This is a genomic window from Nostoc sp. DedVER02, assembly GCF_034530675.2.
In the GTDB taxonomy this organism is placed as follows: Bacteria; Cyanobacteriota; Cyanobacteriia; order Cyanobacteriales; family Nostocaceae; genus Nostoc.
This window is the reverse complement of record NZ_JAVRCP020000014.1, coordinates 67907-83019: the sequence shown is the minus strand read 5'-3', so window position 1 is coordinate 83019 and position 15113 is coordinate 67907. Positions and strand designations below refer to the sequence as shown.

Here is a 15113-nt window from a genome sequence, read left to right as displayed (position 1 = left end):
CTTATTTTTTAAGCACTAAAGTGCTTACTACAAACTTTTAATTACTAGCTTGACTAATAGCATTCCAAGTATCTGTACCTCATAGCAGTAGGAAGTGCTGTATCATACAGTCAACTGGGATAATATCATCTGCTTTTTGATTGAAGGGATCGCATTCTTTAGTATCGGATGGGGCGATCGCATTTTCAACAGTACAACGCCTCACACAGAGGTGGGTTTTGCCCCGCAAGAGACGTGCTTATAAAGCCTTCAGATGACGACTTCGCACCCGTTCAGCGCTACCGGTAGGAATCGCAGCAATTAATTTTTGGGTGTATTCCTCTTTGGGTTCTTGGTAAATGCTTTCAGCTGTGCCTTCTTCCACAATTTGACCGCGATTCATGACTAAAATGCGATCGCTCATAAATTTCACTACACTTAAATCGTGAGAAATAAAGATATAAGTCAGCTGAAAATCTGACTGTAACTCTTTGAGAAGATTTAATACCTGCGCCTGTACTGAAACATCCAGCGCTGAAACTGATTCATCGCAGATGATAAACTTAGGATTTAACGCCAGAGAACGGGCTATGCAAATCCGTTGGCGTTGACCGCCAGAAAACTGATGAGGATAGCGGTTAATTGCATCTGCACTCAACCCCACCCGTTCTAAGAGTTCGGTTACTCGTTGTCGTCGTTGTTGTTTTGTCTTCCCAACGGAGTGAATTAACAACGGTTCCACCACCGCATCCCCAATCTTCATCCGTGGGTCGAGAGAACTAAAAGGATTTTGGAAGACTATTTGCATTTCCCGCCGCAGTTTTTGCAACGGTTCTCCTTTGAGGCTAGTAATATCTTGTTTCTCAAAGATAATCTGACCACTCATCGGCTCAATTAATCGCAGCAAAGTTCTGCCAAGGGTGGTTTTACCGCAACCAGATTCTCCTACCAAACCTACTGTTTCCCCTGGTTTGACATCAAAGGAAACGTCATTCACCGCCATGTTGTAGCGTTTTGTCCCACCAAACACCCCGCGCACTGGAAAACCAACTTTCAAATTACGGATTTGCAGCAGAGGTTCTTTTTCATTGAAATTTGCCAATCTTGTCGCAATCTCTTCGGTGGTGACATCTATGGGCTGTGCAGGTTCCTTCGCCTGAATTATTACTTGTCCCGTTGCTGTCTCCTCTGCACTCATGTAGTCAGAAACGGTGAGTAATTTTTGAGGACGGCGGTTAAGTGTGGGGCGACAAGCTATTAAACCTTTAGTATATGGATGCTGGGGTGTGCTGAAAATTTGCCCAGAAGTAGCAGATTCGACAACTTTGCCTTTATACATCACCGCTACTTGATCGGCAATTTCCGAAATTAGCCCCAAATCGTGGGTGATAAAAATCATTGCCATATCACGGCTTTGCTGCAATTCTCGCAACAAGTCCAAAATTGTCGCTTGCACCGTCACATCCAAGGCTGTGGTTGGTTCATCGGCAATTAAAATTAATGGATTACAAGAAATTGCCATTGCAATCATTACCCGTTGCAACTGTCCCCCAGAAAGTTCATGAGGGTAGCGTTCCAGCATGGCTTCTTTGTGTTCTTTAACCAACTGTGCCAACTTTGATGGTTCTGGTTTTGGTGAATTGGCGTTGGTTTGATGCCAAGTTTGGATATACTGCTGTTGTATTTCCTCATCGCTAGGTAGAAGCTTTACCTCTTGTAGACCTGCGATCGCAATTTGTCGTGATTGGGCTGCTGACACATTTTGATGCCGCATAATCGCTTCTGTTAGCTGAAACCCAATGTTATAAACCGGATTAAGCGAACTCATCGGTTCTTGAAAAATCATGGCGATGTCGCCACCCCGATGTAACTGCATTTGCTCAGGAGGCAATTTTACCAAATCGATTGCATTGCCATTCTCCTGTGGACGAAACCAGATTTCACCGCCAGAAACTATACCGGGAGTTTGCAACAAACCCATCACAGCTAGGGCTGTCACCGATTTACCACTCCCCGATTCTCCTACTATTCCTAGAGTTTCACCTCGATGCAGCCCAAAGGAAATACCATCCAAAGCTTTGACAATATTGCCATCACCGGGAAATTCAACTTGTAAATTGCGAACCTCTAGGACAGTTTCTCTCATAGGAGTTAGGTAAGAATCTTAACTTAAAATTATTTGGATTTTAACAATAGTTTTGATATATATGTGAGTAAATTTGATTTTTACACTTTTTGGCAGTTGTTCACATACTTCCACAATATATATCTGCAATATAGAACTGCCTGTGATTCCTGCAAATTGCGATCGGCTTATGGTATGCTCGCAACAATCTTGCATAGGTGTAGCCCGTCGTAGACATTTGACTATCACTAGTTTGTATCAATTTTTCTTTAAATTGGATCGTCCATTGGTGGATGGCGACCAATTTCTTTATCAGCTGCACGAATATTGATAACCCGTTCCCGATTTAAGTTTAAGACAGTGACAGTTGCTCGTCCAATAGGTGTCAAACCAACAATTAACAATCCATCCACAGACCAGATAAAATGATCGCTCCAAATGTGCTGTCGCGGATTAAACAGTAAAACTTCTTCTCCAGATTGAAGGTCAGTTGCTGTCAGCCGATTTGTTTTCCTGCGATTGCAGTGAAAGCAAGCCAACGCCAGGTTTTCCAAATTATCTGTTCCACCCAATGACAACGGCATAATATGATCTACGGTGAACTGCACATATTGCCATTGTTCAGTCAGATGCATGACAGTATTCACACAGGTACTTGGCACGTTGATGTACCTGCTTTTGTATAGATTCAGAAATCTTGCTACGAGAAGACACAAATTATTTTGTTATTTATTATGCTTGCTGATTTGGAGCAAGAGCCAAATTACGAATTGTGCGATTTACAAAGCTTATATAGTCATCAATTTCTTCGTAGCAATCAAGTTCTTTTTCTTCTTCTGCACTAAGTGGAGTTTTTTGCTGTTTCACCAATAATTCTTCAATGCGACTTTGAACAGTAGCAGATGCTCGAAAAACTGGAATACCTTCCTCCAAATCAATCCGAACCGCGCCCTCAATGGGTAGTGTTGTTGGGAGACTATTGAGTTTTGGTGGCGGAAAAATGGTCATAGCAGCACTGGGAAATTAATCGATAAGTAATTTTGATTGTAGCTTATATGGAAAGATAGAAAGTAGGTAAGCGATGTCTGACGACAACATAACAAAGGGTTAATGTAGACAAAAAAATAGCACACCCTAAAGGATGGCTATTTGTAGAAATTATCTAATTGTGATGTTAGTTAGCAAATTGAATACACGCTCAACTAACAACTTCAGATGAACTCAGTAATCCCGTCACCGTGATTATACAGCAAACAAGTTAGTCAAACTCAAGCTAGATAAACTTGAAGTTATGACTGATTCCTACCTCCGGGCATTGGCTTTCGATTTCGTAGAAATCAAGCAAGCCAAATGAGGCAGTTCTGGAATCAACGGAGCGCACGAAGGGAATATCATCTGGATCTGGTTCTTGCTCTTTCACTGCTGGATAAGTAGTTCGCTCATAATTTGTAGGTTGGGGTACGGGTTCGTAACTTGGCGCTTGGGAAGCAACACCAACAGGATTTGCAGCCGGAGTGGGTGCTGGACGTGGTGACTCGTAAGTGTTAACTTCTTTTTGTGGAGGGCGAGATGCTGATGGTTGTCGTGGAGTAGTTTCAGTAAATGATGGAGTTGCAGTTGCGGAAGGTAATGGATCGGTATTAAAACTACCTCCAACAGGTTGAATTTGTTGCACCGTCAATTCAGCGCGTTTTTCTTTAAAACCTTCTTGACGCTCAACAGTATTCATGCTTAAACGTCCTACCAGGATGACGCGATCGCCTTGGTGGTAATTTTGCTGGATTTCTGTCGCTAAATTTCCCCAGCCGACAACTTTTAGGGTAGCTGGCGGATCTTCTGGTTTTATGGAATTGGGAAACTGCACCAACATTTCCGTAACTCCCAAATTATCGGCTGTATAGCGGAGTTGCGGTTCGTTAATAATTTCCGCCATCAAAACGCAGCTGTTCATTAAAATTACTCCTGACTGCAAAAAGTATTGATTCAAAAAGAGGGGTTTTTCTATGTAGTGCCAATTAATATCTAGATATGTTTAATTGTTTGCATTTTTTAATAATGACTGAGTTTTTAGTCCTTTCTAGCATAAAAGCCAAGCGATCGCTTTGAACAACAAACATTAAGTATGCCGCCCGCCACCCTCGCTTGACTAAATTGAGCATTCAATTCTGCATTGAGTAGTATAATTGTACCATCAATTCCTAAAATAGAAAAAATTCTTGGCAAAAATTAAGTCTTGACGTGAACTGGAAAAACACCCAAGGCAATCAACCTGGCTGGAAGGTCGCGCAAGATAGGGAAACGCAAAAACGCAGGTGGTACAAAGTTGCTATTTGATATGAGAACCGGGGCAAATACCCGTTTTTGGATAAAAGTTTGAAACGCCTGAATGATGCGTGTGGGCAACTCGCGTTGACGTTGTACTTTTGCTAGATCGCTAAGTTGTACTTGTCGGTTTTTGAGCGGTTTGCTGAGTACATTTGCTGCAACTACAGCATCTTGAATCGCGTAGTTAATCCCAACTCCACCCACAGGGGACATGATATGAGCCGCATCGCCGATAAGTAATAAACCTGGACGATACCAGCGTTTGACGCGGCTAGACTCGACTGAGAGAAAAGCTACTTGCGACCAATCATGTAAATTTTCGATGCGTTGCTGAAATTCTGGTACTACTTCCACAACAGATTTTTTTAATTCCTCCAAACCCGCAGCCCGCAGTTGTTGATAGCCTCCCTTGGGGATGACATCGGCAACTTGCCACTCATCACCACGGTCAAGCATAGCGATGATTTTACCTTGACCAAAGCGCCCCATTCCCCCTTCTGGGTCTTCTGGCTGACGTGGTAGGCGAAACCAAAGAATATCCATTGGCGGCGAGGTTTCGATGGACTCAAACTCACCCAGGTGGCGCAAACGTGAGTGGCGACCGTCTGCACCCACTGTCAGTATTGCCCGGACTTCGTGCCAACCACCGCCTCCCCGATAACGAACACCTTGAATTTCGCCATTTTCGGCAATTAATTCTTGTACATTCGCACCCATTACCAGATGGAAATTTGGATATTTTTGGGCTTCTTGGGTGATGAACTCCAGAAATTTCACCTGGGGAAGCATTGTAATGTAGGGGTAGCGGGTTTTCAGATGGCTAAAATCTGCCAAAGTGACAGTATCTTCAGGAGTTTTAAACCTAATTTGGCGCATTTTGGCATGGGGGAGTTCTAGCAGGCGATCGCTAAGTCCCAATTCTTCCATAATTTCCATCACCGATGGATGAATTGTATCGCCGCGAAAGTCACGATCGAAGTCTTTGTGTGTTTCCAGCAGCATCACCGAAATGCCTTGACGCGCTAGCAACAGCGCCAAAACCGCTCCGGCTGGCCCTCCACCCACAATACAGCAATCTGTAGTTTGTACGTCTACAATGTCATGGACAGGATTAACGCTTGGATCTGGGGAAAGATTTTTAGGTACATCGGTAGTCATAACAACACCTTTTAATAATTCGTAATTCGTAATTCGTAATTATTTATTGACAGCCCTAAAATTTAGGGTAGTTTGCTTTTTATGCTGCAAGCTGTTTTTTTTACTTTTCGTATTTAGATAAAACGTGTATTATGATGGGCGCTAAACTGTCATTGGTCATGGGTCATTAGTCCTTTGTCCAAATCCAATGCCCAATGCCCCATGCCCAATTCCCAATTCCCAAATAATTAATTGTGTCCCAAGTTGTTTTAGAAAACGTTTATAAAAGTTTTTCCCCGCGTAAAGGGGAAGGTGTTACCTCACAAACCCAATCTCCTCTCACCTCTGGGGAGAAAACTGATGCAGCGCAAGAACGTGCGGGAAGTGTTAACGTCTTGCGGCGGATTAACTTAACGATCGCAGATGGCGAGTTTATGGTGCTGGTGGGCCCTTCTGGTTGTGGTAAAAGCACCCTACTGCGGTTAATTGCTGGCTTGGAAACAATGACTGGCGGTAATATCTGGGTAGGCGATCGCTTGATCAATGACCTACCACCCAAAGAACGCGACATCGCAATGGTGTTTCAAAATTACGCCCTCTATCCCCACATGACGGTGTATGACAATATCGCTTTTGGTTTACGCCGTAGGGGAAGCAGGGGAGCAGAGGAGCAGGGGAGCAGAGGCGAAAATACTCCTTATCTTCGGGCGTGGGCGGAAAATCTTTTTGTGGGGGCGACAAGAAAGTTACCTAAAGGACTGCGCTACATTTCTGACAAAGAACGGGCGGTGAATGAGCAGGTGCGTAGTGTTGCCCAACTGTTACAAATGGAAACATTACTAAATCGCTTACCCAGAGAGCTATCTGGGGGACAAAGACAACGGGTTGCATTGGGAAGAGCGATCGCACGCGACCCCCAAGTATTCTTAATGGATGAGCCGCTTTCTAACTTAGATGCCAAACTCCGGGCGGAAACCCGCGCCCAAATTGTCAAATTACAGCGCCAACTGGGGACGACGACAATTTACGTTACTCACGATCAAACAGAAGCAATGACAATGGGCGATCGCATTGCAATTATGTCTGAGGGTAAAATTCAGCAAGTCGCTTCTCCCTTAGAACTTTACAACCGCCCTGCCAACCTTTTTGTCGCAGAGTTCATTGGTTCACCACCGATGAATTTTATTCCTGTAGAATTTCATGCCCCGCAGTTGATTACTTATTCCCAGTTTCGTTTCACTCTTCCAGAGGTTTGGGCAAAAGCCTTACAAAAATATGATGGGAAAACTTTAATTTTAGGGATTCGTCCAGAACACTTAAACTTGAGTATGCCTGCAACCAAAAATCTACCAGTACAAGTAGATTTGGTAGAAAATCTCGGCAACGATTCCTTTCTCGCTGTTAAGATTGCCGAACCAGGATCTAAACCTGCCGCTACAGGCAATTCCCTACAAGTACGAATACCACCAGACCGATTTGTACAACCTGGTGAGCAACTTTGGTTATCTCTAACTCCTGAGAAAATTCACTTTTTTGATCCAGAAACTGAGTTAGCGATATTTCTTTAAGAAACCAATTGCGTAGTTGATATTTTCAAAAGTAGCAAAGTGGCGTATGCGTAGCCCGTCGTAGACATCGCCTGACTTACCATGAATCCCTTGAACGTAGACGCACACTGGCTTCCCATATATCATCAAGAGAGAATAAAGTATGCCAGAAATTAGCCGTTTTTTCGGGATGATTGTCACTATGTATTACAACGATCATCCGCCTCCACATTTTCACGTAAGATACAACCAACAAAAAGCTATTATTAGCATTGAAACCTTAGAAATTTTAGAAGGTAAACTTAGCTCCAGAGCTTTTAAACTTATATTAGAATGGGCGACCTTACATCAAAATGAATTGATGAAAAACTGGGAACTAGCTAGAGACAATCAAATCCTCAATAGCGTCTTACCATTGGAGTAGTAAAATATGTTAAAAGACATTATTGCAGTAGAACCAAGGGAAAATTATCAACTATATATCCGTTTTGAAGATGAAGTGGAAGGAATAATTGATGTTAGTAAGCTGATTAAATTTACAGGTGTTTTTGCACCTTTACAAGATCAAAAATACTTTGATCAAGTTGAATTAAACCACGAATTAGGCACAATCCAATGGCGATCAGGAGCCGACCTCGATCCAGATGTTCTCTATGCAGTGATTAGCAATCAGCCTATTCCTAAGTATAAGTCACTACGGTTCACTTAAGGATAATTGTAGCGATTGTCTTGATTGTCAAGTGCGATCGCCTGATGTTGTAGCGACTATTTTAAAAGTCAAGCGTTTGCTTTGTTTGTGGAGATTTGTAAAAGCGATGTCTACGTACCTGTGCGATCGCAGTGCGACAAACTTTCAAGTACTTCAACACGACTTCGTGTATACACAAGTCTGAAATAGCACAAGTCTGAAATAGCTTACTCACCTGGTTTTTCGCGTCAGTTTTACCCCACCCTAGCTCTTCCTGTATGTATTGGGGAGGGAACTCGTTAGACATCGCACTCCTGTATCTTACTAATTTGTAGAACTGCTAAAAGATAGTGCAGATGCTTCTACTAGATGCGGATGGTGGTGTTGCCAAAAACTCAAAATCTCTTCACCAACCTGTTGAGGATAAAAGTAGTGAAAAAAATGATATCCTTCTGGGCATTTCCAGAGCTTATCTTCTGGCTTCAACCAATTCAACCAGTCATGCAATACAGTTGAGTTGACTACCGGATCAGTCTTGCTACCACATACCATCATTGGCATAGAAACTCCACCCTTGGGTAAATAAACCAACTTAAATAAAGAGTGTGACGAGGGAGATTGTTCTAAATCTTTATCTAAGGCGGCTACTAACTTTTTAGTGGTATGAGGTGGTTGATTTCCAAATAGACTGCGAACGGTAGTTGCTAAAACTAGCTCACGGCTGATATTAAAAAGTTGTCGTTGAAAGTAATAGTGAGCTTGCCAATTGTTTGCTGGTTGAGCAGCTACACCCAGCAGGGTAAGCGATCGCACTTTTTGCGGAAATCGCCGCGCAAAGCTTAAGGCGATCGCACCACTCATCCCATGTCCTGCTAAATGCACCGGGCGATCGCGCCATTTTAAAAAATCATACAGCAACTCCACAGCTTGATCTATGGAACTGGCTTCATCTTTGGTTTGCTGGTATTCCCACTGGGCGATTCTCATATACCCAGATAAATAATCAAGTAATGGTTTATCAAAACGCTTCAAAATAGGACTAGCATTTAACCACAGAACATCAAATGAATCAGACATAAATAACCCATAACTTCTAAATTACTAATTTTAATAGGGACGCACAGATGTGCGCCTCTAATCTCTACAAACCAAATTCTGTCTTCAACTGAGCAACCCAAGTTTTAATTCGCTCGTCTGTGAGATCGGATTGGCTACCTTCATCAAGTGCTAATCCAACAAACTTGCCATTTTTCAAAGCTCTAGAATTCTCAAAGTCATAACCCTCAGTTGGCCAGTAGCCAACTGTTTTACCGCCGCGCTGGGAAATTTTTTCTTCTAGAATTCCCATTGCATCCTGAAAATTATCGGCATAGCCATATTGATCTCCATCACCAAAATAGGCAACTAACTTACCACTAAAATCTATTTCATCCAAATCGGAATAAAAGCTTTCCCAATCGCTCTGAAGTTGACCTATATCCCAAGTAGGAGAGCCAATAATTAGCAATTCATAATCATCAAAAGTGCTGGTATCTGCTTCGTAAATAGGATGCAATGTTACAACATCACCACCAAACTCATCCCGAATTTTTTCCGCATCAGATTCAGTGTTGCCAGTTTGAGTACCGTAAAACAGACCGATTTTTTTTGACATATTTTCACCTGATATATACTTGCGTTAGCGAACCTCACCGTTGGCGTAGCCTCTCGTAGAGAAGGTATCGCCAATATCCTATTCGTCTTATTGATATAGATATTCATAGCTTAATGAATATCTATATCAATAAGCTTGAAAATATACTACCAGATTAATTGAGAATATTTACTATTTAGCTTAAGTAAAATTTTGTAAAGGATTTCAAGAAAAAACCGCAAAGGCAGGGGGCGATTCATTCAAACCCAAGAATAAGTGGGCTAGAAGACAATACAGTTCAGATAAGACCAAAACACTTGTAGAGACGGCGATTTATCGCTTCTCGAAAACCAAAATTTTTGACCAATAGCCCTTAACCCAAGCGTATTGGGCTAGAAGAGAAGTTTTTGTAAGTGCCTTACGATATCCTCATACAATATTCCAAGTATTTGCAGGTTACAAAAGATACATCTTAGAAGAAAGCTAGAGAGAGTAGATTTTGTGTGCATTTATGAAGTTAACTCAAATACTAAAACTAGTTGTAATACCTGTTTTAAGTGTATTTAGCTTGTTGTCTGCATCAAATCAAGCATTAGCTGACTATTTAACTAGCCAGGGTTCAGGAGGTAATTACCGTTACGAATTATGGTCTACTGATGATAGTGGTCATTACTATTTGAAAGTTTGGTCATCTGAAGCAAGTGCAGACAGTGACGCATACTCCACAACTAGATCATTCACCTCTAGTAGAGACGCTTTAATTTATTTTGATTGCAATTACGCTGAGAGAAGTTTGCCAGAATGTTCTCAATGATAATTTTGAACCCCCTCAACATAATTCGTAATTGCTAATTCGTAGTTCGTAATTAAAGAATTCAATTACGAATTACGAATTACGAATTACGAATTACACTTCGGTGGGTTGATATTCTTGTTGTCTTTCTACAAAAGTTTGAACACGGGTGCGGTAATTTCTTACAGTCTCATCTACCCATTCGCGATCGTTGCTATTTGCATACAAATGCACCAGTGGTTCGCTAGCATCCGGTAAAACTAATAGCCAACTGTCATCATAAGGTTGGCAAATTTTCACTCCATCAATGAGTTCTAGATTTTGGGCTGGGTGAGTTTCTACTAAATAACGCATCAAAGCACCCTTGGCTGTCCACGGACAACGGACTGTATAAGTTTTGTGAATTACACGGGGCAATTCCGATCGCGCAGCAGCGAGCGATCGTTCCTGTATAGTCAACATCTCAATGATCTTCGCAATGCAGAACATGGAATCAAATCCCGGATGCAGTTGCGGGAAAATAAAACCAGTTTCTCCACTACCTCCCAGAACCACATTCGGATTTTTTTGACAAGCTTCCATTAAAGCTGTAGGGTTGGCTTTGGTGCGAATCACCCTACCATCATGACGACGGGCAACTTGTTCAATCGCACTAGAGGCATGAACTGGAACTACTACCGTTCCTCTGGGGTTAGCCGTCAAAATCATGTCTACCATCAGTGCTGTTAAAGTTTCCCCACGAATTGGGTAGCCTGATTCATCAACTAAAATTAGCTGTTCTCCATTAGCTGATACTTGCACACCAAAGTTAGCTTTCAATGCTTCCACTACATGACCTAACTGAGTCAGCAGTCCTTCGCGATCGGTGATTGACATCGCCGTTTTATTGACACTGGCATTCAATACCACTGCATCAGCACCAAATTTATCTAACATTTGGGGTAAAACTGCCCCTGATACTGCATAAACATAGTCAATCACCACTTTTGCCCGACTGTTGCGGAGTGTATGAACATGCAAAAGTTTCTCAAAAGCAGTGCAGTAGCGATCCATTACTTGGCTAGGATAAGATACATCACCAATTTCATGAATTAGCGCTCGCCGCATATCCTCCTTAAAGTAAGCGCCTTCGATTTTCTTTTCTAAAGCTTTGGTGATATTAATACCCTTAACATCCATGAATTCAATCAGAATGTAATCAGGACGATCGGGGTGTACCCGCACATGGATACCACCAACTACCGACATTGTGGGTATAACCGTGCGGGCAATGGGGATAGCTGTAGCATCGAGGTTTTGAATATCAATACCCACTGACATTAAACCAGCAATGAGCGATCGCGTCACCATCCGAGAGATATTACGCTGGTCACGAGAAACCGTTACCTTAGAACCAGGTTTTAAGGTAGAACCGTAAGCAGATCCCAATTTCACAGCGAATTCTGGGGTGATGTCGATATTCGCTAATCCTTGGACACCGCGTTGTCCAAATAAATTTCGTTGAGCGGTGTTTCCCCAAATCAAGTTAATGTTTAAAACTGCCCCTGACTCAATCTTTTTACTGGGCCAAACGCGCACGCCTGGACTAATTTGAGCTTCTTCTCCCACCGTAGAAAGCGAACCCACAACAGCCGCTTCTAATACTTGAGCGCGACGATCTACACGAGCGCCACGGGAAATTACGCAGGCAGAAAGAGCCGCTTCGTCGCCAATAAATGCCCCATTCCAGACTATGGGACGTTTGAGATTGGCATCAGCACCAATAGTTACATTATCGCCAATTACAGTTCCGGCTTCAATCTGGACTCTGGCCCCGATGCGGCAATTGTCACCAATCACTGCTGGGGTTTCAATCATAGCCGTTTGATCAATGTAAGTATTTTGACCTACCCATAACTCATGAGAAACTTCTTTATAAGCATAATTGAGATTTACCTTTCGATCTAAGGCATCATACTGAGCTTCCCGATAAGCATCTAAGTGACCAACATCGCACCAATAACCTTGAGCAATGTAACCATACATTGGCTCATCTTTCGCTAACAGTAAGGGGAATAGGTCTTTGGAAAAGTCGCATTCAATATTTGCTGGCAGATATTCTAAAATTTCTGGTTCGAGAATGTAAGTACCAGTATTGACGGTATCGGAAAAAATTTCACTACTAGAGGGTTTTTCTAAAAATCGTCTAATTCGCCTTTCCTCATCGGTAATCACCACTCCAAATTCAATCGGGTTGGGAACTCTAGTCAAAATCAAAGTAGCTTTTGACTTATTTTGTTTATGAAATGCGATCGCCGCCGTGAGGTCAAAATCTGTTATGCTATCGCCACTAATGACTAAAAAAGTTTCATCAAGAAGTTCAGCAATATTTTTCACACAGCCTGCTGTACCCAAAGGCTGATCTTCTTCGACAGCATAAGTCATCTGAACCCCAAAATCGCTGCCATCTTGAAAATAGTCTCGCAAGACATCAGGTAAATAATGCAACGTCGCAATAACTTCTGTAATTCGATGTCTTTTGAGGAGATTGATAATATGTTCGGCAATTGGTCGATTGAGGATGGGTACCATCGGTTTGGGTACATCGCAAGTTAAAGGGCGAAGCCGCGTTCCCGAACCCCCTGCCATCAGTACTGCACGCATAAATACTCCTTAATTAATTACAGCCCTCGCTGTTTGAAAACCTATCAGATAAATTTTCTTCTATCTCTAGTCTCCTATGGATATCGATATTTGAGGAACTTCCATAAGATGCATCTGGCTTGGGGCATTAGGGATTGGTCACTTGTACTGAGCGTAGCCGAAGTATGGGGTATTGGGCATCTGATCGAAACAGACTCATGATACAGAGTAGGGACGGCACATCTGTCCGCCCCTACAATGGGATGTTTTTTAATCGTAAATCCTCTATGACCTTTAGAAAGTAAAAGTAGTTCTCAATGCACCAATGACAGCATCATTGTTATTGCTGTTGTTATCCGGCGAAGTCAACCAAATAACTCCGGGAGTAATGCTAATATTGTCGCTCACCTTATACTGGTAAAACGCTTCTAGATGATAGGAATTGTTCTTGTCTTTGCCAATTTGGGCAACACTAGAACTTGTCACATAAGGTTCCATACCAACCACAATACCAGCTAGGTTCCCTTTTTTACCAAGGTCGGGGAATCCTAAAGTAACCGCCCAGTTCCAGATATCAAGACTTCCCCGATTAATTGCACTGCCATTGCTTGCCAAGATCCGAGTATTAGTGTAGCCAGCCCAGCCACCCAAAATAAATTTATCGCTCAGTTGTAATGATGCTTCTGCACCATAAGCATTACTAGATACTGGCAAATCAGCACCAGAAAATGCAGCTAAATCATCTGGTAAATTGGGATTATTCAGTAAAGCCGATTGCAGGTTAGCACGGTTACTACCTGTACTACCATTCGCAGTAAAATCATTGTTGTAAGAATTAACGTAAGTCAAACCAAGGGTGAATTTATCAGTCGGTTTGACCGTTAACTGGGCTATGGCTCCATAAGCACCGTTAAATAAACCACTTCCATTTTGAGAATTAGCAGGATCGTTAGCTAAATATCCCAAACTTAATTCTAAATTCTTGCTAAACTGATGCTGAATTCCTAAACCAGCACCATTAACTAGATAGTAAATAGGGTTGCGAGTTCCAAAATGAGAAAGAGCGCCGCTACCACCATCTCCATCTAAGTAAGGGTTTACTGTATTAGTAAAATCATCTGCTGCACCTGCATTTGCTTCAACAATGACATTTGTTTTTTGAGTGAGAGGGAACTGATACAACAGCGCATCTATCCCAACAGCATTGTTGTTGCCATTATCAAAAGTACCACCAGCAAACCGTAAGTCACCTTCTGGCGTAAATGTAGAATTTGCAGAGAAGGCATTCAGATTTGTGGCTTGCAGTCGGGTTCTGAGTAAATCTTTGCCTGTAAAGCTAGAATCAAAGTTGAGGCGGACGCGATCGCCTAAAATAGCATTGCGATTGATTTTTCCTCCTTTAGCATTATCTCCTGACACAACCCCTGCTACTGCAAAAATCGCTTCACCATTAAGTTTGGTAGTGGTAGAAAACTGATGCTGTTCCAGTTCGGCACTGCGTGTTTCCACCGCATCAACTCGACCGCGCAGGGTTGCTAGTTCGGCGGTAAATTCCTCTTGCAATTTTTGTAATGTGGCTAAATCTTGTTTCTTAACCAAATCATTAGTTGAGGTAGCAATCAATTCATTGATGCGTTGTAGACAAGCATTCAAACCTGCTGCAAATTCATATCGCGTCATCGCTCGATTACCGCGATATGTACTATTAGGATATCCAGCAATACAGCCGTAGCGTTCTACTAATGATTGCAGTGCTTGAAATGCCCAATCAGTTGGCTGCACATCTGATAATTGAGATACAGAGGTAACTTGCGCGACAGCATCAGCAGTTGCCGGAGACTCTAGAGATTGCTCTGTTTGGTTATTTTCAAGTTTTGATGTACTATTATTTGCAGGAGATGCTATTGCCAGCCCACCATAACCAACAACTAAGGCAACAAGCACAACAAATGGAGCCTGCTGAAGAAAACTCCAGATAACTTTTGTTTCTAACATTTTTATTTCTCACACAAAAAATTAATCAGGACTCAATACTTTTCGGTTAAGGGGGAAAGGGGAAAGGGAAAAGGTTTGAATTTACCTTTACCCCTTACCCTTTAACCTTTCCCCCAGACCAAAAAAGAGATTGTTGGGTTTATCCGAAAAGTATTGAATTAGGACTAGTACAATGTCTAAGTTAATTTTGAAAGTTTGTAGTAAGCACTTTAGTGCTTAAAATAATCAGGACTAAAGTCCTTACTACAAACTTGCTTATCCATCAATTT

15 protein-coding genes are annotated in these 15113 nt (G+C 42.1%); 5 read left to right on the top strand and 10 right to left on the bottom strand.

Going from position 1 to position 15113, the window contains the following annotated elements; all coding sequences use genetic code 11:
- The first annotated feature begins 94 nt into the window (after positions 1-94).
- Positions 95-244 (top strand): hypothetical protein, encoded by a 150-nt coding sequence (locus RMZ41_RS16015; RefSeq protein ID WP_322642396.1) that lies wholly within the window; start codon positions 95-97, stop codon positions 242-244.
- On the opposite strand, the gene RMZ41_RS16010 is transcribed toward RMZ41_RS16015, so the two are convergent.
- From RMZ41_RS16010 to RMZ41_RS15990, 5 genes are all read right to left on the bottom strand, one after another.
- Positions 239-2125: an ABC transporter ATP-binding protein gene (locus RMZ41_RS16010; protein ID WP_322642395.1), complete on the bottom strand. Its 1887-nt coding sequence runs from the start codon at positions 2123-2125 to the stop codon at positions 239-241. The genes RMZ41_RS16015 and RMZ41_RS16010 overlap by 6 nt on opposite strands.
- A 248-nt stretch (positions 2126-2373) precedes the next feature.
- Positions 2374-2766: an HNH endonuclease gene (locus tag RMZ41_RS16005; protein WP_409875417.1), complete on the bottom strand. Its 393-nt coding sequence runs from the start codon at positions 2764-2766 to the stop codon at positions 2374-2376.
- A 70-nt stretch (positions 2767-2836) separates the two neighbouring features.
- Positions 2837-3112, bottom strand: a complete 276-nt coding sequence (locus RMZ41_RS16000; protein ID WP_322642393.1) for a hypothetical protein — start codon at positions 3110-3112, stop codon at positions 2837-2839.
- A gap of 265 nt (positions 3113-3377) precedes the next feature.
- Positions 3378-4055 (bottom strand): single-stranded DNA-binding protein, encoded by a 678-nt coding sequence (locus tag RMZ41_RS15995; protein ID WP_322642392.1) that lies wholly within the window; start codon positions 4053-4055, stop codon positions 3378-3380.
- A gap of 275 nt (positions 4056-4330) precedes the next feature.
- Positions 4331-5587, bottom strand: coding sequence for an FAD-dependent oxidoreductase (locus RMZ41_RS15990; RefSeq protein ID WP_322642391.1), 1257 nt, complete (start codon positions 5585-5587; stop codon positions 4331-4333).
- A gap of 233 nt (positions 5588-5820) precedes the next feature.
- On the opposite strand from RMZ41_RS15990, the gene RMZ41_RS15985 reads away from it, so the two are divergent.
- From RMZ41_RS15985 to RMZ41_RS15975, 3 genes are all read left to right on the top strand, one after another.
- Positions 5821-7134: an ABC transporter ATP-binding protein gene (locus RMZ41_RS15985; RefSeq protein WP_322642390.1), complete on the top strand. Its 1314-nt coding sequence runs from the start codon at positions 5821-5823 to the stop codon at positions 7132-7134.
- Positions 7135-7276: 142 nt separating this feature from the next.
- Positions 7277-7537, top strand: coding sequence for a DUF4160 domain-containing protein (locus RMZ41_RS15980; protein ID WP_322642389.1), 261 nt, complete (start codon positions 7277-7279; stop codon positions 7535-7537).
- 6 nt (positions 7538-7543) lie between these two features.
- On the top strand, positions 7544-7822 hold the full coding sequence (locus RMZ41_RS15975) for a DUF2442 domain-containing protein (RefSeq protein ID WP_322642388.1): 279 nt from the start codon (positions 7544-7546) through the stop codon (positions 7820-7822).
- Positions 7823-7883: 61 nt separating this feature from the next.
- Here the strand turns inward: RMZ41_RS15975 and RMZ41_RS15970 are convergent, their stop codons facing one another.
- The 3 genes from RMZ41_RS15970 to fldA form a co-directional block, all read right to left on the bottom strand.
- The gene (locus RMZ41_RS15970) at positions 7884-8108 is read right to left on the bottom strand and encodes a hypothetical protein (RefSeq protein WP_322642387.1); all 225 of its coding nucleotides are present in this window, start codon (positions 8106-8108) and stop codon (positions 7884-7886) included.
- Between the two features lie 17 nt (positions 8109-8125).
- Positions 8126-8878, bottom strand: coding sequence for an alpha/beta hydrolase (locus RMZ41_RS15965; RefSeq protein ID WP_322642386.1), 753 nt, complete (start codon positions 8876-8878; stop codon positions 8126-8128).
- 64 nt (positions 8879-8942) lie between these two features.
- Entirely contained in the window at positions 8943-9455 is a 513-nt protein-coding gene (fldA, locus tag RMZ41_RS15960; RefSeq protein ID WP_322642385.1) for a flavodoxin FldA, read from the bottom strand.
- A 490-nt stretch (positions 9456-9945) separates the two neighbouring features.
- Here fldA and RMZ41_RS15955 point away from each other — a divergent pair, with 490 nt between their 5' ends.
- On the top strand, positions 9946-10248 hold the full coding sequence (locus RMZ41_RS15955; RefSeq protein ID WP_322642384.1) for a hypothetical protein: 303 nt from the start codon (positions 9946-9948) through the stop codon (positions 10246-10248).
- 93 nt (positions 10249-10341) lie between these two features.
- Here the strand turns inward: RMZ41_RS15955 and RMZ41_RS15950 are convergent, their stop codons facing one another.
- Entirely contained in the window at positions 10342-12870 is a 2529-nt protein-coding gene (locus RMZ41_RS15950) for a mannose-1-phosphate guanyltransferase (RefSeq protein ID WP_322642383.1), read from the bottom strand.
- A gap of 273 nt (positions 12871-13143) precedes the next feature.
- On the bottom strand, positions 13144-14844 hold the full coding sequence (locus tag RMZ41_RS15945) for an iron uptake porin (protein ID WP_322642382.1): 1701 nt from the start codon (positions 14842-14844) through the stop codon (positions 13144-13146).
- Positions 14845-15113 lie beyond the last annotated feature (269 nt).